The 16,749-nt window shown below is 33.6% G+C and carries 17 protein-coding genes; 9 read left to right on the top strand and 8 right to left on the bottom strand.

Going from position 1 to position 16,749, the window contains the following annotated elements; genetic code table 11:
• The first annotated feature begins 97 nt into the window (after nucleotides 1–97).
• Both C4S35_RS02950 and C4S35_RS02945 read left to right on the top strand, forming a co-directional pair.
• A complete protein-coding gene (locus C4S35_RS02950; protein ID WP_103998721.1) occupies nucleotides 98–781 on the top strand; it encodes a ComF family protein in 684 nt (227 codons plus the stop codon).
• A 334-nt stretch (nucleotides 782–1,115) separates the two neighbouring features.
• On the top strand, nucleotides 1,116–1,724 hold the full coding sequence (locus C4S35_RS02945) for a superoxide dismutase (RefSeq protein WP_103998720.1): 609 nt from the start codon (nucleotides 1,116–1,118) through the stop codon (nucleotides 1,722–1,724).
• 315 nt (nucleotides 1,725–2,039) lie between these two features.
• Here the strand turns inward: C4S35_RS02945 and C4S35_RS02940 are convergent, their stop codons facing one another.
• The 4 genes from C4S35_RS02940 to C4S35_RS02925 all read right to left on the bottom strand — a co-directional run bounded on the left by C4S35_RS02940 (nucleotide 2,040) and on the right by C4S35_RS02925 (nucleotide 7,343).
• Nucleotides 2,040–3,938, bottom strand: a complete 1,899-nt coding sequence (locus C4S35_RS02940) for an amidophosphoribosyltransferase (RefSeq protein WP_103998719.1) — start codon at nucleotides 3,936–3,938, stop codon at nucleotides 2,040–2,042.
• Between the two features lie 216 nt (nucleotides 3,939–4,154).
• Nucleotides 4,155–5,078 carry a PfkB family carbohydrate kinase gene (locus C4S35_RS02935; RefSeq protein ID WP_103998718.1) on the bottom strand — a complete coding sequence of 308 codons (924 nt, stop codon included), beginning with the start codon at nucleotides 5,076–5,078 and terminating at the stop codon, nucleotides 4,155–4,157.
• Nucleotides 5,079–5,244: 166 nt separating this feature from the next.
• On the bottom strand, nucleotides 5,245–5,760 hold the full coding sequence (locus C4S35_RS02930; protein WP_103998717.1) for an ankyrin repeat domain-containing protein: 516 nt from the start codon (nucleotides 5,758–5,760) through the stop codon (nucleotides 5,245–5,247).
• Nucleotides 5,761–5,819: 59 nt separating this feature from the next.
• Nucleotides 5,820–7,343 (bottom strand): catalase, encoded by a 1,524-nt coding sequence (locus tag C4S35_RS02925; RefSeq protein WP_103998716.1) that lies wholly within the window; start codon nucleotides 7,341–7,343, stop codon nucleotides 5,820–5,822.
• Nucleotides 7,344–7,443: 100 nt separating this feature from the next.
• Here C4S35_RS02925 and C4S35_RS02920 point away from each other — a divergent pair, with 100 nt between their 5' ends.
• Complete coding sequence (locus tag C4S35_RS02920) at nucleotides 7,444–8,382, top strand: hydrogen peroxide-inducible genes activator (protein ID WP_103998715.1); 939 nt, start codon at nucleotides 7,444–7,446, stop codon at nucleotides 8,380–8,382.
• A 3-nt stretch (nucleotides 8,383–8,385) separates the two neighbouring features.
• Here C4S35_RS02920 and rnhA read toward each other — a convergent pair whose 3' ends face one another.
• Nucleotides 8,386–8,856 carry a ribonuclease HI gene (rnhA, locus tag C4S35_RS02915; protein ID WP_103998714.1) on the bottom strand — a complete coding sequence of 157 codons (471 nt, stop codon included), beginning with the start codon at nucleotides 8,854–8,856 and terminating at the stop codon, nucleotides 8,386–8,388.
• Between the two features lie 42 nt (nucleotides 8,857–8,898).
• Nucleotides 8,899–9,468 carry a phosphoribosylglycinamide formyltransferase gene (purN, locus tag C4S35_RS02910; protein WP_103998713.1) on the bottom strand — a complete coding sequence of 190 codons (570 nt, stop codon included), beginning with the start codon at nucleotides 9,466–9,468 and terminating at the stop codon, nucleotides 8,899–8,901.
• A 175-nt stretch (nucleotides 9,469–9,643) separates the two neighbouring features.
• Here purN and C4S35_RS02905 point away from each other — a divergent pair, with 175 nt between their 5' ends.
• The 6 genes from C4S35_RS02905 (at nucleotide 9,644) to C4S35_RS02880 (ending at nucleotide 15,004) form a co-directional block, all read left to right on the top strand.
• On the top strand, nucleotides 9,644–9,880 hold the full coding sequence (locus C4S35_RS02905) for an acyl carrier protein (protein WP_007137004.1): 237 nt from the start codon (nucleotides 9,644–9,646) through the stop codon (nucleotides 9,878–9,880).
• 183 nt (nucleotides 9,881–10,063) lie between these two features.
• Nucleotides 10,064–11,317: a beta-ketoacyl-ACP synthase II gene (gene fabF, locus C4S35_RS02900; RefSeq protein WP_103998712.1), complete on the top strand. Its 1,254-nt coding sequence runs from the start codon at nucleotides 10,064–10,066 to the stop codon at nucleotides 11,315–11,317.
• Between the two features lie 4 nt (nucleotides 11,318–11,321).
• Nucleotides 11,322–12,062, top strand: a complete 741-nt coding sequence (locus C4S35_RS02895; protein ID WP_103998711.1) for a ribonuclease III family protein — start codon at nucleotides 11,322–11,324, stop codon at nucleotides 12,060–12,062.
• 113 nt (nucleotides 12,063–12,175) lie between these two features.
• Nucleotides 12,176–12,664 carry an IPExxxVDY family protein gene (locus tag C4S35_RS02890; protein WP_103998710.1) on the top strand — a complete coding sequence of 163 codons (489 nt, stop codon included), beginning with the start codon at nucleotides 12,176–12,178 and terminating at the stop codon, nucleotides 12,662–12,664.
• Nucleotides 12,665–12,669: 5 nt separating this feature from the next.
• On the top strand, nucleotides 12,670–14,100 hold the full coding sequence (pyk, locus tag C4S35_RS02885) for a pyruvate kinase (RefSeq protein ID WP_103998709.1): 1,431 nt from the start codon (nucleotides 12,670–12,672) through the stop codon (nucleotides 14,098–14,100).
• 133 nt (nucleotides 14,101–14,233) lie between these two features.
• Nucleotides 14,234–15,004, top strand: coding sequence for a Bax inhibitor-1/YccA family protein (locus C4S35_RS02880; RefSeq protein WP_103998708.1), 771 nt, complete (start codon nucleotides 14,234–14,236; stop codon nucleotides 15,002–15,004).
• 44 nt (nucleotides 15,005–15,048) lie between these two features.
• Here the strand turns inward: C4S35_RS02880 and C4S35_RS02875 are convergent, their stop codons facing one another.
• Entirely contained in the window at nucleotides 15,049–15,567 is a 519-nt protein-coding gene (locus C4S35_RS02875) for a PAS domain-containing protein (RefSeq protein WP_103998707.1), read from the bottom strand.
• A 96-nt stretch (nucleotides 15,568–15,663) separates the two neighbouring features.
• Complete coding sequence (dinB, locus tag C4S35_RS02870) at nucleotides 15,664–16,746, bottom strand: DNA polymerase IV (RefSeq protein WP_103998706.1); 1,083 nt, start codon at nucleotides 16,744–16,746, stop codon at nucleotides 15,664–15,666.
• Nucleotides 16,747–16,749 lie beyond the last annotated feature (3 nt).

Genomic DNA, 16,749 nt, shown 5'->3' with positions numbered 1-16,749 from the left:
AATAGTGCAAAAATATAAAAAGTGAACTTAAAAAAAAGAAAATTGTTAAAGATTGAAGCATTGATTTGTCTATTTTTATAAATAAATCCTTGATTACATGTTTGAAAGCATTATAAATCTCTTTTTTCCAAAAGTCTGTTCCGGTTGCAGCTCCTTTTTATTATCAAATGAAAATGTGATTTGTACCGTTTGCAGGCACGATATTCCGTTGACGAATCATCACTTAAATCCAGAGAATGATGCATTCAAAAAGTTTTACGGAAGAATTCCTGTACTTCATACCTCAGCATTATTTTATTTTCATAAAAAAGGGATTGTACAAGAACTCATTCATAATTTGAAATATAAAGGACATGAGGAAATAGGAACTGTTTTGGGCGAATGGTACTCCGAAGATTTAAAGAACATTGAGTTATTACAATCTGTTGATGAAATTATTCCTGTTCCATTACACCGAAAAAAGTTAAAAGAAAGAGGATACAATCAGGTAACGGCTTTTGGGACTGCACTTTCTTCTAGTTTAAATATCGATTATAATGATTCCCTACTAATTAGAAATGTATATTCAAAAACACAATCCAAGAAAACCCTTTTGGGAAGAACAGAAGGAATCGAAACTATTTTTGATGTTTCTTTTACGGAAAAAAATCACAATAAACATTTTCTTTTAATTGATGATGTTATTACAACCGGAGCAACCTTAGAAGCTTGCTCTCGTGCATTATTGAAAATTCCAGGGGCTAAAATCAGTATAATTTGCATGGCGATGGCACAATCTTAAAATAGCTTTTTTAATCTACCTATTGACAGCAAAAAAGTAATTTAAACTTATACTATATTTTGAAAATGAAATAGCATTGTGGAAAATAGTGTTTTTTTTAGCCCTGATTGCAACGAAAATCCTTTTTATTCGCCTTTTCGGCGGATAAAAAGATTGCAGTGAAAAGCAGGAAATTGCTCCTAAAAACGAGCCTGTTACAATTATATATCGAATTAAAAAGAGCACACTATCAGTTAATTTAATGAAATTATAACTAAATAGAATTTCCGATTATAAAGTTAAATGTATAAATTTGAATAAAATATTATTATAAATTAATTTAAACAATCATATTATGGCATTTGAATTACCACAATTACCTTATGCGTATGACGCATTAGAACCTTATATTGATGCACGCACGATGGAAATTCATCATACAAAACATCATAACGCTTACATTACCAATGTTAATGCAGCGATTGCCGGAACAGATTTAGAAGGTAAAACTATTGAAAATATCTTGATTAATCTTGACATGAAAAACATGGTGGTTCGTAACAATGGTGGCGGATTTTACAACCACAATTTGTATTGGACTGTAATGACTCCGAACGGTGGTGGTCTTCCGACCGGTGATTTATTGGCTGCAATTGAAGCTGCTTTTGGAACTTTTGAAGAGTTTAAAGCAAAATTTAGCAAAGCTGGTGTTACACAATTTGGTTCTGGTTGGGCATGGTTATGTGTTCATAAAGGGGGAAAACTAGATGTATGCGGCACTCCAAACCAAGACAATCCATTAATGCCTGGTGTAGGTTGCGGCGGAACTCCAATTTTAGGAATGGACGTTTGGGAACATGCTTATTATTTGCATTACCAAAACAGAAGACCGGATTATATTGAAGCGTTTTTCAATGTAATTAACTGGACGGAAGTTTCAAGAAGATATGCTTTAGAAAAATAATTTTTTATTAGCTGAAAGAGACTAGATAAAAGATTTATTAGAATATTTCTTTAAATCTTGCCTCTTCTTTCTTTTCTCTTATAAAAAAGCGCCGATTTCAAAATTTGAAATCGGCGCTTTTTATTTATTTTATTTCTTGACTTTATTCCAATAAAAAAGGTGGAATTGCTTCCACCCTTTTTGCCCCAAATCTACCATAAACTTAACCTACTAATGTTATATGGCAGAGTAAATTTATAGTAGTTATATGTTCTAAACAAATAAATTAGATGAATAACATATAAAAACGTTTAATTACGGAATCACGATCGTTTATCAGTAAGCTCTTACGTCTTTTCCCTCATAAAAATTCATAAATGCCCTATTCACCACTCGGTTACCGCCTGCCGTAGGATAATCACCGGTAAAGTACCAATCCCCTAAGTTTTTTGGACAAGCAATATGCAAATCTTCCACTGTTTGGAATATTATTTTTACTTCTGCATTTATTTCAGGAGAACTCAACATTTCAGCAATTTTATCTGAAACTTCCTGAGGCTGAAATGGCTCATATATAGCCGTAACATAATTTACTACGTCATGGTCTTTAAAGTTTTCCTGTGCTTTACATTTCACATACACTTCATCAACAATGTGATACAAGTTTCTTTCTTTCAATAATTCCAATGCTGCTTTAAATGCAACCAAACCTTCCAATTTAGCCATATCGATTCCGTAACAATCCGGATATCTTATTTGTGGTGCTGAGGAAACAATTACTATTCTTTTTGGATTCAAACGATCCATCATTTTAATGATACTCATTTTCAGTGTAGTTCCACGTACAATACTATCGTCAATAATCACCAAATTGTCTGTTGGTTTTATTACACCATAAGTAACATCATATACGTGCGCCACTAAATCATCACGACTACTATCCTCTGTGATAAACGTTCTCAGTTTTGCATCTTTAATCGCTACTTTCTCCGTCCGGATTTTTACTGAAAGCAATTCTTGCAAAGAATCCTTCGTCAATGTATTCCTGTTTTCAAGAATGTAATTGTTCTTTCTTTGGTTCAAGAAATCCTGAGCTGCTTCAACCAATCCGTAAAATGAGGTTTCGGCAGTATTTGGAATATAAGAAAAAACAGTATTGTCTGTGTCTTCGTCAATTGACTCCAAAACAGCAGGCAAAATAAGTTTCCCTAGCATTTTTCTTTCTTGATATATTTCAGCGTCACTTCCTCTAGAAAAATAAATACGTTCAAACGAACATGCTTTTTTAACTGTAGCCGGCAGGATTTCCTGCATAGAAACAGTTCCGTTTTTCTTTATTATTAAAGCTTTTCCGGGCTCAATTTCCTGTACTTTTTCAAAAGGTACATTGAATACGGTTTGTATAACTGGTCTTTCAGAAGCAACAACCACTATTTCATCATCTTGATAAAAATAAGCGGGACGTATTCCTGCCGGATCTCTGAATACAAAAGAATCGCCGTGTCCTAAAAGTCCAGCCATTGCATAACCTCCATCTAAATTTTTTGAAGCTCTGGTCAAGATTTTAGCTACATCTAATTTTTCAGCAATTATTGCTGATGCTTCTCTTTTAGTTAGTCCATCATTTTTGCATTCCTGATATAAATCAGTTACCGCGCCATCAAGAAAATGACCAATTTTTTCCATTACAGTAACGGTATCTGCCATTTCTTTTGGATGTTGCCCTAATTCCACTAAACTTTGAAAAAGTTCTTTTACATTAGTCATATTGAAATTACCCGCCAAAATCAGGTTTCTGTGCATCCAGTTGTTCTGACGCAAAAATGGATGAACGCTTTCAATACTATTTTTACCAAATGTACCGTAACGAACATGTCCCAAAAACAATTCGCCGATGTAAGGAATATTTTCTTTTTGAAGAGCCACATCGTCCGCATATTCCGGATGAGCTGCCATTTCTTCATTTATTCTATCATTTATTTGTGCAAAAACATCTTGAATAGGTTGTGCATGATTAGAACGTACTCTGCTGATGTAACGTTCTCCCGGCTCCATGTCTAATTTTATACTTGCAAAACCTGCACCATCCTGTCCACGATTGTGTTGCTTTTCCATTAGGAGATACATTTTTTGTACTCCGTAGAAAGCAGTTCCGTATTTCTCCTTGTAAAATTCAAGCGGTTTGAGTAGTCTAACTAGTGCTATTCCACATTCGTGTTGTAAAGCGTCGCTCATTGTGTAGTTGTTTGTAGTTGTGTAATTATTTTTCTCTTTCCCCACGATTTCCGAAGCGTCGGGACGGAACGAAACTCTCCAATGGAGAGGGAGACGAGATTTGATGTACTTTCGGTTTTCACTATTCTACTAATTTCTAGCCGTGAAAATATAGGTAACTCGTGTTTTATTCTTTTTTTCCAATTAAAAAAACCTCGTTTCCGAGGTTTCAAAACATTATAATTCTATATCAAATTGGGTAAGAGATTTAAATTGTTGCAATCTTGACAACACTTCTTTTTTCTCTAAATCAACCATTCTTTCGGTTCCAAATTTCTCCACACAAAATGAAGCTAAATTTGATCCATGTATAATTGCGTTTTTCATATTTTCGAATGAAACATTTTCACTCTGCGTAATAAATCCTGCAAATCCACCTGCAAAGGTGTCTCCCGCTCCTGTTGGATCAAAAACTTCTTCTAACGGTAACGCTGGAGCAAAGAATACTTCTTTATTATAAAACAAAAGCGCACCGTGTTCTCCCTTTTTTATTACCACATATTTTGGTCCCATAGCTTGAATTAAGGCGGCGGCTTTAACTAATGAATATTCACCGGAAAGCTGTCTGGCTTCTTCGTCATTAATGGTAATAACATCCACACGTTTTATTACTTCCAATAATTCTGGTAAAGCGCAGTCCATCCAAAAATTCATAGTATCTAATGCTACTAATTTTGGTTTGATTTCCATTTGATCCAGAACACTACTTTGCACCAATGGATGCAAGTTTCCTAACATCACTACATCAGCATTTTTGAAATTTTGAGGTACTTTAGGTTGAAAATCAGCCAAAACATTAAGCTCTGTTGCCAATGTATCTCTTGAATTTAAATCATTGTGATATAAACCGCTCCAAAAGAACGTTTTTCCACCTTTGACTACTTCAAGACCAGAAATATCAATATTTCTATCCGTTAATAAATCTAAATATTCTTGTGGAAAATCATCACCAACTACAGAAACGATGGCAGACTGTAAATTAAAAAAAGAAGCCGAAAGTCCAATGTATGTTGCTGCGCCGCCTAAAATTTTATCTGTTTTACCAAAAGGAGTTTCAATTGCGTCGAAAGCTACAGTTCCAACAATCAATAATTTATTCATTTTTTCTTTTTCGAATTAAAGCGCAAAGATAGTTTATAAGTTGTAAAATTGCAAAGAGTCTCAGTCGTAAAGTTTTGCCAATTTAAGCAGTAGCTTTTAAATAATTTACACCATAAATAAAAGCATTTTTTATTTATTAAAACATAATGACATAATCAAAATATCTTTATTTTAATAAGGAAATGATGGCCTCATTTTCTTGGTTCACTGCATAGTCTAAAGCCGTTTTTCCAAAAATATCCATCTGATGCGTATTGATTTTATATTTCAACAAAATTTCTACACATTTTTCCTGACCAAAAGTTGCTGCAAAAAACAAAGCATTTGCCTTATTATAATTTATTAAGTCTGGACTCGCTTTGTGTATCAATAACAATTTTGCTAGCGAAGAATACCCTTTAAAACAAGCGCCCATCAAAGCTGAATTACCGGAAGAATCCTGAATATCTAAATTTGCTTTTTGCGAAATCAAATATGCTGCAACCTCATAATTATTATTGTAAACGGACAAAGTGAGCAAACTGTAACCGGAGGAATTTAATAGGTTTATATCATTCCTTTCCTTTACAAAGTTTTCAATCGTTTTTAAATCATTTGTTCTTGCTGCTTCAAAAACATCTTTGTTCTGCGCATTCAAAAAACCAGAAATCAAAATCAATAATGTAAAAATTATTTTTTTCATATTTTTAAAATAACTAAAGGAGCGTTAAAAAACGCCCCTTTATTAAATCTTACTTATAATTATTGCATCATCAAAGATTCTAATTCTTTACGATCCATTTTAAGCTCTTTTGCTAAACGGATTCCATAATCACTATCCGCTTGATAAAAATGAGAAATCATTTTAGCTACAATCACTTTGTTTTTTACTTGTTTTAACGCTCCTGATAAATTAAAGATTAATGCATCTTGATCTTTCTTAGAAAAAGAACGGTACAAATCGCCCGCTTGAGCAAAATCATTTGGTTTTGAAATTTTTGACTGTGCAGTTGTTACGTTTACAAATTCCGATTTTGAATATTTGAATTTTGCATCATCCTTAACCTCCGGTTTATTTGTTGAAGGCTGATAATTTACATTACCGGTTTGAGGGCGCAACGACATATACCCATTTTCATTATAGGTATTCACTCCATTTTTAGGCATATTTACTGGAATTTGTTGAAAATTTCCTCCTAAACGATGGCGTTGTGTGTCAGAATAAGAAAACAATCTTCCTTGTAATAATTTATCTTCTGAAGGCTCAATTCCCGGAATCAAAATTGCTGGCGAAAAAGCGGCTTGCTCTATTTGCTGAAAATAATTTGAAGGATTTTGATTCAAAGTCATCGTCCCCACTTTGATCAGTTTAGCAATTTTTTCAGGCCAAATTTTAGTAGGATCGACGGCATTAAAATCCAGAGCCAAAAAATCTTCTTTTTTCAACATTTGAACATACAAATCCCATTTTGGAAAATTCCCTTTTTCAATTTCATTACGCAAATCCAAAGTGGCATGTTCAATTTGTGTGGATTGAATTAGATTGGCTTCTGCTTGCGATAAATTACGCACTTCTTGTTGCGGAACCCATTTGTATTTTACGTAAGTAACTGCGCCTTTCGCATTTACCCATTTGTAAGCATGGACTCCATTGCCTTCCATTTGGCGAAAATTCGCTGGGATTCCATAATCAGAAAATACCCAAGTCAACATGTGTGTTGATTCTGGCACATTCGAAAAGAAATCGAATACTCGATTCGGATCTGATGCGCCATTTGTTATTGGAGAAGGTTTAAAGGCATGAACCATATCCGGAAACTTCATCGCATCACGAATAAAGAAAACAGGCAAATTGTTTCCCACTAAGTCATAATTTCCTTGTTCTGTATAAAATTTAACTGCAAAACCTCGAGGATCACGATACGTTTCTGGAGAACCTGCCTGATGTGTTACGGTTGAGAAGCGAACCAATAATGGTGTTTTTTTACCCGCTTTGTTTAGGAAATCTGCCATAGTAACATCTGAAAAATCAGAGGCTGCAACAAATTCTCCAAAAGCACCAGTTCCTCGAGCATGAACCACTCTTTCCGGAATACGTTCACGGTCAAAGGCAGCTAATTTTTCAATCAAATGTATATCTTCAAGCAGGACTTGTCCGTCTTGCCCGATTGTTTTTGAATTTTGATTATCTCCTACTGGAGCTCCAGAATTTGTTGTCAACGTTTGACCAAATGTTAGCTGAGTTATCAATATTGCTAATGATAAGACGAGTACTTTTTGTTTCATAAAACTATTTTTAATTTATTTATTAATGCAAAAATATTGACAAAAAACATATTGACATAACTGAAAGTTTATATCTTTGCCATTGACAATATCTATATACATGAATATCCAACAATTAGAATATATAATCGCTGTAGATCGATTAAAAAACTTTACAAAAGCTGCTGCGTATTGCAATGTTACCCAAGCAACATTAAGCACGATGGTCAAAAAATTAGAGGCAGAGCTTGAAATAATTATTTTTGACCGAAAGAAAAATCCAACTGAAACTACCGAAATTGGAATGGAAACTGTTGAAAATGCAAAAAAAGTAGTTCTTCACAGCCAGCTTTTGAAAGACAATGCCAAAAAGATTAATGGGAAAATTGAGGGGAAGATTAGAATTGGAATTATCCCAACAATTGCAAACTCTTTACTGCCAAAAATCATAAAACCTATTTTAGAAAACTATCCTGACTTAAAATTAGAAATATCAGAATCAACTACTAATTCCATTACAAAACAATTGAAAGAAGGGCAACTTGACATGGGAATTGTTGCTACGCCTTTACACGACCCTGAAATTGAAGATATCGTTTTGTTTTATGAAACTTTAATGGTGTATGGCGATATTGATCCAGTACAAAACTACATTTTACCTGATGAAATTAGAAATCATAAAATTTGGCTTTTAGAAGAAGGCCATTGCCTTAGAGAACAATTTATTAAATTATGCTCTTTAAAGAAAAAAGAAAAAATGGTTGAAAATTTAAAACTTGAAGCAAGTTCTTTTGATACTTTATTGAATATGATTGACGAATTTGGCGGATTAACTTTAATTCCCGAATTATATTATAACACCCTTTCCTCCGAAAGAAAAAAGCAAGTTAGTTTTTTCAACGCTCCCATTCCAGTGCGTGAAATGAGTATTATTTATCATCGGCCTTATGCAAAAATCAGAACAATTGAAGCACTTGCCAACATTATCCACAGTACAATAAACAAAGATTTGATTTCGAATAAGTATAAAAAAAGCGAATTAGCAATTACTCATATATAATAATTACTCACACGTACTTTCATAAAAAACATCTATGGAAAGTTGTTTTTGCATCGAAGCCATAACTGCCAGCTGATCACACCTTTCATTTTGAACATGACTGTTATGTCCTTTGATCCATTTAAAATCAACTTTGTGTTTTCTGTAGACAATTAAAAACCTTTTCCACAAGTCGCAATTTTTCCTGTCAACAAATCCTTTTTTTTCCCAGCCCAAAACCCATTTTTTTACAACTGAATCTACCACATACTTCGAATCAGAAACCACTAAAACTCTTGTGTTCGGATTTTTTAATTTTTCGAGACCTACAATAACGCCCAACAATTCCATCCTGTTATTAGTAGTGCGACGAAAGCCTTCATAGAATTCTTTTTTATACGGCTTTCCTACCCATTCCATTACCACACCATAACCGCCGTTTCCAGGATTTCCTTTGGCGGCGCCATCTGTATATATATGTACTTCGTGTTCCATTGTAAATTGTTAGACTTAAATATTGTTAGTTTTTTTGTGATACTACAGTACCTTTGCTAACAATTTTTCAATTACCTCCGGGAAATATTTTTGTTCTAACTGATGTATTTTACTCGCAACTTCTTCTGGAGTTTCATCTCCCGATAAAGTTATCTTTTTTTGAAAAATAATATTCCCTTCATCATAATTTTCATCAACAAAATGAATAGTAATTCCAGTTTCTATTTCTTTATTCCCTACAATTGCTCTATGAATGTACATACCATACATTCCTTTTCCGCCATATTTTGGAAGTAATGCAGGATGAATATTTATAATCTTATTAGGGTAGGCTGCAATGATATTTTCGGGGAATTTTAATAAGAATCCTGCCAAAACAATCAAATCCGGTTGGAGTTCATTTATTTTATGTAATACAAAACTTTCATTTAACTCTTCTTTTGAGAAAGATATTGTTGGAACTCCATAGTTTTTTGCCTTTTCAATCACTGCGGCACTTTGATTATTTGTAAACACCGCTTCAACTGTTCCAATTTTTGTTACAGCAAAATATTTTATAATATTTTCAGCATTAGTCCCCGATCCAGAAGCAAAAATGACAATTTTTTTCATAATTCAACCCATTTATATTATGCAAAAAAAGGAATAAAAAATTAAATTAAATAACATTCAGAAGGCTTTGTCAAATATATTTTATAAATTAGTTGTCACATTTATTAACTTATTCGTTGTTTTAAAATAAAGTTTTTTATTTTTGCCAACAAATTAAATTCTAAAATTAAAGATTATGTCAGACATTGCATCAAGAGTAAAAGCGATTATCGTAGACAAATTAGGTGTTGACGAAAACGAAGTTGTAACAGAAGCAAGCTTCACTAATGATTTAGGAGCTGACTCATTAGACACTGTTGAGCTTATTATGGAATTCGAAAAAGAATTTGACATTCAAATTCCAGACGATCAAGCAGAAAACATCGCTACTGTAGGTCAAGCAATCTCTTACATCGAGGAAGCTAAAAAATAATAAAGGACACACCCGTTTGCAATCTTGTAAACGGGTGTTATTATTTTTTTTAAAAATTAAATTCGAGATTGAATTTCAATCAAAAACTATATTTATTGTAACACCCATGGCTCTTTCGTAATAGTAATACAGCAAAGATAGCATGGGTTTTATTTGTTTAAAGATAACAAAAATAAAGAATTTATGGTATTAAGACGAGTTGTGGTAACAGGTTTAGGCGCTCTTACACCCATTGGAAATAACATTGAAGAATATTGGAACGGACTTATTAACGGCGTTAGTGGAGCTGCTCCAATCACTTATTTTGACGCTTCAAAGTTTAAAACTCAGTTTGCATGTGAATTAAAAAATTTTAATGCAGAAGACTTTTTAGATAGAAAAGAAGCTAGAAAAATGGACCGATATGCACAATACGCTATGGTTTCATCTGATGAAGCTGTACTTGACGCTGGTTTTAATTTTGAAAAATTAGATAAAGACAGAGTTGGCGTAATTTGGGGATCGGGAATCGGTGGGTTAGAAACGTTTCAAATCGAAATGTTAAACTATGCAGCTGGGGACGGTACTCCAAAATTCAATCCCTTCTTCATCCCTAAAATGATTTCGGATATTGCCGGTGGTCATATTTCAATAAAATACGGATTCAGAGGTCCAAACTTTACAACTGTTTCAGCCTGTGCATCTTCTACAAATGCTATTATTGATGCTTTCAATTATATTAGATTAGGTCACGCTGATGCAATGGTAACCGGTGGTTCTGAAGCCGCGGTGACGATAGCAGGTATGGGTGGTTTCAATGCCATGCATGCTTTATCTACCAGAAATGACGACCCTAAAACCGCTTCACGACCAATGGATAAAGACCGAGATGGCTTTATTTTAGGTGAAGGAGCTGGAGCATTAGTACTTGAAGAATATGAACATGCCGTTGCTCGTGGGGCAAAAATCTATTGTGAAATAGGCGGTGGCGGAATGTCTGCCGATGCGTATCACATTACCGCTCCGCATCCTGACGGACTCGGCGCTAAAAATGTCATGCTAAATTGTTTAAGAGATGCCGGATTACAGGCAACCGATGTAGATGGTGTAAATATGCACGGAACTTCTACACCACTTGGTGACTTGGCAGAATCTAAGGCAATATTGCATGTTTTTGGCGAACATGCGTATACTATGAATTTAAATTCGACTAAATCCATGACAGGCCATTTACTTGGTGCAGCTGGAGCAGTAGAAACAATTTCTTCAATTCTTTCCTTGAAACACGGAATAGTACCACCTACAATCAATCATTTTACCGATGATGAAAACATCGATTCTAAATTAAACTTCACGTTTAACAAAGCGCAGAAGAGAGATATGAATGTTGTTATGAGTAACACTTTTGGTTTTGGAGGACATAATGCTTGTGTATTAGTAAAAAAATTAGAAATCTAGTTGTATGCGCATAATTAAAAAAATATTTTCAAAATCCCGTTCTCTAGAAGACGGGATTTTTTTTGATTCTATCCAGAAAATTCTAGGTTTTGCTCCGATAAATTTAAATTATTACAAAAAGGCATTTACCCACCGCTCCTCTAATCGGTTAGATGTTCTAGGAAATCCAATCAACTATGAACGTTTAGAATTTTTAGGTGATGCCATGCTAAGTTCTGTAATTGCTGCTCATTTATTCAGCAAAGCACCAGCAGGTGATGAAGGATACCTTACCAAAATGCGTTCTAAAATTGTAAGCAGAGAACACCTGAATGAATTAGGAAAGGATCTAAATTTAATACAGTATATTGAAAGCAAAGTACCTCTACAACATTTTGGCGAGAACATTCATGGTAATATTTTTGAATCGTTGGTTGGAGCCATATACTTAGACCGAGGCTATACGTATTGCGAAAAATTTATTCAAAGGAGAGTCGTAGTTCCCTACGTAGACATTGCAAGACTAGAAGGAAAAGTGATCAGTTATAAAAGTTTGGTCATAGAATGGTGTCAAAAAGAAAAAAAAATATTTCATTTTGATATTTTTGAGGACAATGCAATTGACGGGCAACGATTGTTTGGAGTTAAACTCAGCATTGACGATAAAGTTATTGCAAAAGCCAGAGCCACTTCTAAAAAGAAAGCAGAAGAAAAAGCATCTCAACGCGCCTATTTTGCGTTGCAAGAAAAGATGGATAGAAAATAATATTAATTTTCTTAAAACTATAACGATTTCGTTTATAAATTAACACAAACATCTCATTTGAAGAGGATAAAACTTCAATAGAAATACTATATTTACATCAGATTTTGCACAAAATGGGTATTCATAAATTGAATCTTGACGAATTTGACGAAATAGATTATTATCTTATTGCTATTCACACTTCATTAGAAGACTATCGTTTGGCTTATTTTATTAATCAAAATCTTCCGATTAATTTAAGTAAAAACGAGAGTGAAATTCAAATTAATATAAAAGAAGGTGAAGCAAATTTCTCTAGATTTTATTACTATGATATTGAAAATACTATATCCTGGAATTTGATTCAAAATAAAAGTGAAGTCATCCAATATAAGGAAGGAAATAGCAGCAATTTATTTTCAAATATAATCATGGAAGTGGCAACAAAAGTTTTCTTACTTCCTGAATTGAAAAAAGTAGATTATTTCTTAAAGATCGAAAATACCGACGATCTTTTAAACATATCAAAAATACAAACTAAACTAAACAAAATTGATAGTATTTCGGCCATTTACAAGGTTGAAACAAATCAAATCAAATCAAAAAACAATTTAATTTTTTAATACAAATGCTTACAAACAAAAAAACGAAAATTGTAGCCACACTTGGGCCTGCATGTAGTACAAGAGAGATCATAAAAGACATGATTGACGCAGGTGTAAATGTTTTTAGAGTGAATTTTTCCCATGCTGACTACGACGATGTAAAAGAGAAAATTAATTTAATACGGGGTTTAAATGAAGAGTTTGGTTACACTACTGCAATTCTTGGAGATTTACAAGGTCCTAAACTTCGCGTAGGAGTTATGAAAGAGGGCGTAGTTGTTCATGATGGCGATTTAATCACATTTACAACTGCTGAAGATATCCTTGGAACTGCAAAAAAAGTATTCATGAAATACCACAACTTTCCAAATGATGTAAATCCGGGAGAAAGAATTTTGCTAGATGATGGAAAACTTATTTTCGAAATCATTGAGACTGATAAAAAGTCAGAGGTTATAGCAAAAGTAATTCAAGGTGGGGAATTGAAATCTAAAAAAGGAGTTAATCTTCCTAACACAAAAATATCTTTACCTGCAATGACAGAGAAAGATATTGCAGATGCTATTTTTGCCATTGGACAAAATGTAGATTGGATTGCTCTTTCATTTGTAAAAACACCACAAGATTTACAAGAATTACAGGAATTAATAGCCAAACATTCTGATTATAAAATTCCAATTATTGCCAAAATTGAAATGCCGGAAGCATTAGAAAATATTGATAAAATTGTTGCTTATTGTGATGGTTTGATGGTAGCCCGTGGCGATTTAGGTGTTGAACTTCCTGCACACGAAGTACCTCTTGTTCAAAAAGAATTGATTCGCAAAGCAAAAACGGCAAGAATACCGGTAATTGTAGCTACGCAAATGATGGAAACAATGATCACCAGCTTAACACCGACGCGTGCTGAGGTAAATGACGTTGCGAATTCAGTTATGGATGGTGCAGATGCTGTAATGCTATCTGGTGAAACTGCTACAGGGAATTATCCTGTTCAAGTAATCCAGAAAATGACTCAAATCATTGAAGCTGTTGAAGATTCTCCGTTAATTCACGTACCACAAAATACACCACAAATAAAAACAAAACGTTTTATTACGAAAACAATTTGTCATCACGCTGCAACTATGGCCAATGTAATTAAAGCAAAAGCCATTTGTACCTTGACTAATAGTGGATATACTGCATTTCAAATCTCAGCTTGGAGACCAAATGCACATATCCTAGTTTTCACATCGAATAAAAGAATTCTTACACAACTTAATTTATTGTGGGGAGTGAAATCTTTCATGTACACCAAAGATGTAAGTACAGATGATACCGTAACGGACATCAACGAAATCGTAAAACAAAAAGGTTTTGTACAAAAAGGCGATTTCCTTATTAATTTAGCAGCAATGCCTATCAAAGATAAAGGAATGGTAAATACCTTAAGAGTTTCTGAAATAGAATAGCAAATATATAAAACAATATTAAACCCGTCTCGTTAGTTAAATGAGACGGGTTTTTTTGTAAAAAGATTTAAGAATAAATAAACATTCTTCTGTAAAATAAAATTTATATTTGACTCATAAAATCTTATCAACTATGAGTTTCAATTCGAAAAATCCATTTTTAAATAATAAATCTTTTTCGTCGGCGGTATCCAGAAAAGACGAAGTTCACAATGCCACTTTAATTGATTACAAGCAGGAAATGACTTTGGCAGGAACAATCAACAAAAGTATCATCTTGTTTTTACTCCTTACTGCTTCCGCTATGGTGATTTGGTGGATGGCTTTTAATGGTCTGAACCCTATAGTTCCTGCAATAGGCGGAGCTGTAGTAGGTCTTGTTTTAGTTCTTATCTCTGCTTTCAAACCACAATATTCTCCTTATTTAGCTCCAGGTTATGCTTTGTTTGAAGGGCTATTTATTGGTGGAATTTCAGCAATTTTCGAGACTATCTATCCCGGAATCGTAATACAAGCAGTTGGAGCAACTTTTGTAACTTTTATGATATGCCTCGGATTGTATAAATATAAAATTGTAAAAGTAACGGAGCAATTCAAATCGGTAGTGGTTGCAGCGACACTGGCGATCGCCACTTATTACCTAATTTCATGGTTGTTTTCTATGTTCACCAGCTTTGTCCCGGTTCACTATGGCAATTCAATGATGAGCATTGGTATTAGTGTTTTTGTAATTGTAATCGCTGCTTTAAATCTGTTTTTGGATTTTGACCGCATTGAAAAAGGAGCGGATCAAAAAATGCCAAAATACATGGAATGGTATGGCGCAATGGGTTTAATGATAACCTTAGTTTGGCTGTATATTGAGTTTTTACGATTACTGTCAAAACTGAGTAGTAAAAACTAATAATGATAAAATACTAAAAGACCTTTCTCTACCGAAAGGTTTTTTTATGCCGCTTTCTCAAAAGCAATGTAATGACTGAATTGTCCTTTTAAATTAAAAACAGGATATCCTTTTATTAAACAAGCGTATATCTCTCCGTTCTTTTTATAATTTAAAACCGTTTTTTCAAAAGCCTGCTGTAATTGTATCGCACTGCTTATTTCTTTCGAAACAATTCTGTCAGTGACTTGACCTTGAAACATTTTAGGGGTTTTACCCAAAACTTCTGTTCCTGAATAGCCATTCATTTTAACCATATTACGGGAAGCAAAAATGATTGTTAATTTAGCATCTGTAACGATTATCACTTCTTCTTTTACAGCCGTAGAAATATCCCAATCTGACGAAAGTTTCCACTTATTTTGATGGGCAATTTCTTTGAGACTATTAAGGTCTAAGAACGATTCCTTTACTTCTTTTAAAAATTCATAATGAAAATTGGAAGAAAAAATAGGAAGCGATTTAATTCGTAAAACACTGTGATAGTTCACAATAGCATCTTCATATTGTTTTAAATTACTCATGACTTTTTAATTAGATGCGTCAAATGTAATTTTTTTTATAAAAAAAGAGAAAGAATTTTACAGTTTTAACCATTGTTGAACGAGCTTTTTTTCGAATTAAAAAGCAAATTTTAGCTGTACTACAAGAAATTTTTTTTCTTCTGTATTCAAATTGCTTAATGAAATTCCCAGTAATCGCACGGAATCTTTCATTCGTTCTTGAAACAAAAGTTCTTCTACAATTTCTAAAATCAGTCCTTTATCTGAAATAAAATAAGGTAGGGTTTTACTTCTGGTTTGTTGGGAAAAATCACTATATTTTATTTTTAATGTGACTGTTTTACCAGCAACATTGTATTTTTTTAATCGTTTTTCCAGTCCAATCGCGATGCTTTCTAATTTTTCCATCATGAATATTTCTGAGGAAAGATTGACTTCAAAAGTATGCTCGGCGGCAACTGATTTGGTTATTCGATCCGCTTTTACCTCACTATTATGAATACCTCGCACCACATTAAAGTAAAAAGTTCCTGATTTTCCAAAATTTTTCTCCAGAAAATTTAATGGCTTACTTTTTAAATCCACTCCGGTAAAAATTCCTAGTTGATACATTTTTTCGGTAGTCACTTTTCCTACTCCATAAAATTTCCTAATAGGCAAATCTTCCAGAAAAGAAATAACTTCATCTGGACTAACTGTCTTTTGACCATTAGGTTTGTTATAATCACTGGCTATTTTTGCAACAAACTTATTAACTGATATTCCAGCCGAAGCCGTTAATCCCGTTTCACTAAGAATACGTAATCGGATTTCTTGCGCCAATAAAGAAGCACTTGGATTCCCTTTTTTGTTTTTGGTCACGTCTAAATAGGCTTCATCAAGGGAAAGTGGTTCTACTAAATCCGTATATTCATGAAAAATTTTTCGAATTATATTTGAAATTTCCTTATACCTGTCAAATCGTGGTTTGACGAAAATAAGTTCCGGGCAGTATTTTTTTGCCAACACTCCACTTAAAGCACTCCGAACACCAAATTTCCTTGCTTCATAACTTGCAGCAGCCACAACACCTCGATTTTCGGAACCACCAACAGCAACAGGTTTGCCTCTCAATAAAGGATTATCCATTTGCTCTACTGAAGCGTAGAAAGCATCCATATCGATGTGTATGATTTTTCTATTTGGATTTAAAACTTGCATAGT

The sequence above is a fragment of the Flavobacterium urumqiense genome (assembly GCF_900108015.1).
Taxonomy (GTDB): Bacteria; Bacteroidota; Bacteroidia; order Flavobacteriales; family Flavobacteriaceae; genus Flavobacterium; species Flavobacterium urumqiense.
The sequence above is the reverse complement of the archived record's forward strand: the minus strand, read 5'-3'. Positions and strand labels throughout refer to the sequence as shown.

What these genes read in the sequence shown, in the direction of transcription:
- C4S35_RS02950 (WP_103998721.1), top strand. Translation starts at nt 98, where the DNA reads ATGTTTGAAAGCATTATAAATCTCTTTTTTCCAAAAGTCTGTTCCGGT.
- C4S35_RS02945 (WP_103998720.1), top strand. Translation starts at nt 1,116, where the DNA reads ATGGCATTTGAATTACCACAATTACCTTATGCGTATGACGCATTAGAA.
- C4S35_RS02940 (WP_103998719.1), bottom strand. Translation starts at nt 3,938, where the DNA reads ATGAGCGACGCTTTACAACACGAATGTGGAATAGCACTAGTTAGACTA.
- C4S35_RS02935 (WP_103998718.1), bottom strand. Translation starts at nt 5,078, where the DNA reads ATGAATAAATTATTGATTGTTGGAACTGTAGCTTTCGACGCAATTGAA.
- C4S35_RS02930 (WP_103998717.1), bottom strand. Translation starts at nt 5,760, where the DNA reads ATGAAAAAAATAATTTTTACATTATTGATTTTGATTTCTGGTTTTTTG.
- C4S35_RS02925 (WP_103998716.1), bottom strand. Translation starts at nt 7,343, where the DNA reads ATGAAACAAAAAGTACTCGTCTTATCATTAGCAATATTGATAACTCAG.
- C4S35_RS02920 (WP_103998715.1), top strand. Translation starts at nt 7,444, where the DNA reads ATGAATATCCAACAATTAGAATATATAATCGCTGTAGATCGATTAAAA.
- rnhA (WP_103998714.1), bottom strand. Translation starts at nt 8,856, where the DNA reads ATGGAACACGAAGTACATATATATACAGATGGCGCCGCCAAAGGAAAT.
- purN (WP_103998713.1), bottom strand. Translation starts at nt 9,468, where the DNA reads ATGAAAAAAATTGTCATTTTTGCTTCTGGATCGGGGACTAATGCTGAA.
- C4S35_RS02905 (WP_007137004.1), top strand. Translation starts at nt 9,644, where the DNA reads ATGTCAGACATTGCATCAAGAGTAAAAGCGATTATCGTAGACAAATTA.
- fabF (WP_103998712.1), top strand. Translation starts at nt 10,064, where the DNA reads ATGGTATTAAGACGAGTTGTGGTAACAGGTTTAGGCGCTCTTACACCC.
- C4S35_RS02895 (WP_103998711.1), top strand. Translation starts at nt 11,322, where the DNA reads ATGCGCATAATTAAAAAAATATTTTCAAAATCCCGTTCTCTAGAAGAC.
- C4S35_RS02890 (WP_103998710.1), top strand. Translation starts at nt 12,176, where the DNA reads ATGGGTATTCATAAATTGAATCTTGACGAATTTGACGAAATAGATTAT.
- pyk (WP_103998709.1), top strand. Translation starts at nt 12,670, where the DNA reads ATGCTTACAAACAAAAAAACGAAAATTGTAGCCACACTTGGGCCTGCA.
- C4S35_RS02880 (WP_103998708.1), top strand. Translation starts at nt 14,234, where the DNA reads ATGAGTTTCAATTCGAAAAATCCATTTTTAAATAATAAATCTTTTTCG.
- C4S35_RS02875 (WP_103998707.1), bottom strand. Translation starts at nt 15,567, where the DNA reads ATGAGTAATTTAAAACAATATGAAGATGCTATTGTGAACTATCACAGT.
- dinB (WP_103998706.1), bottom strand. Translation starts at nt 16,746, where the DNA reads ATGCAAGTTTTAAATCCAAATAGAAAAATCATACACATCGATATGGAT.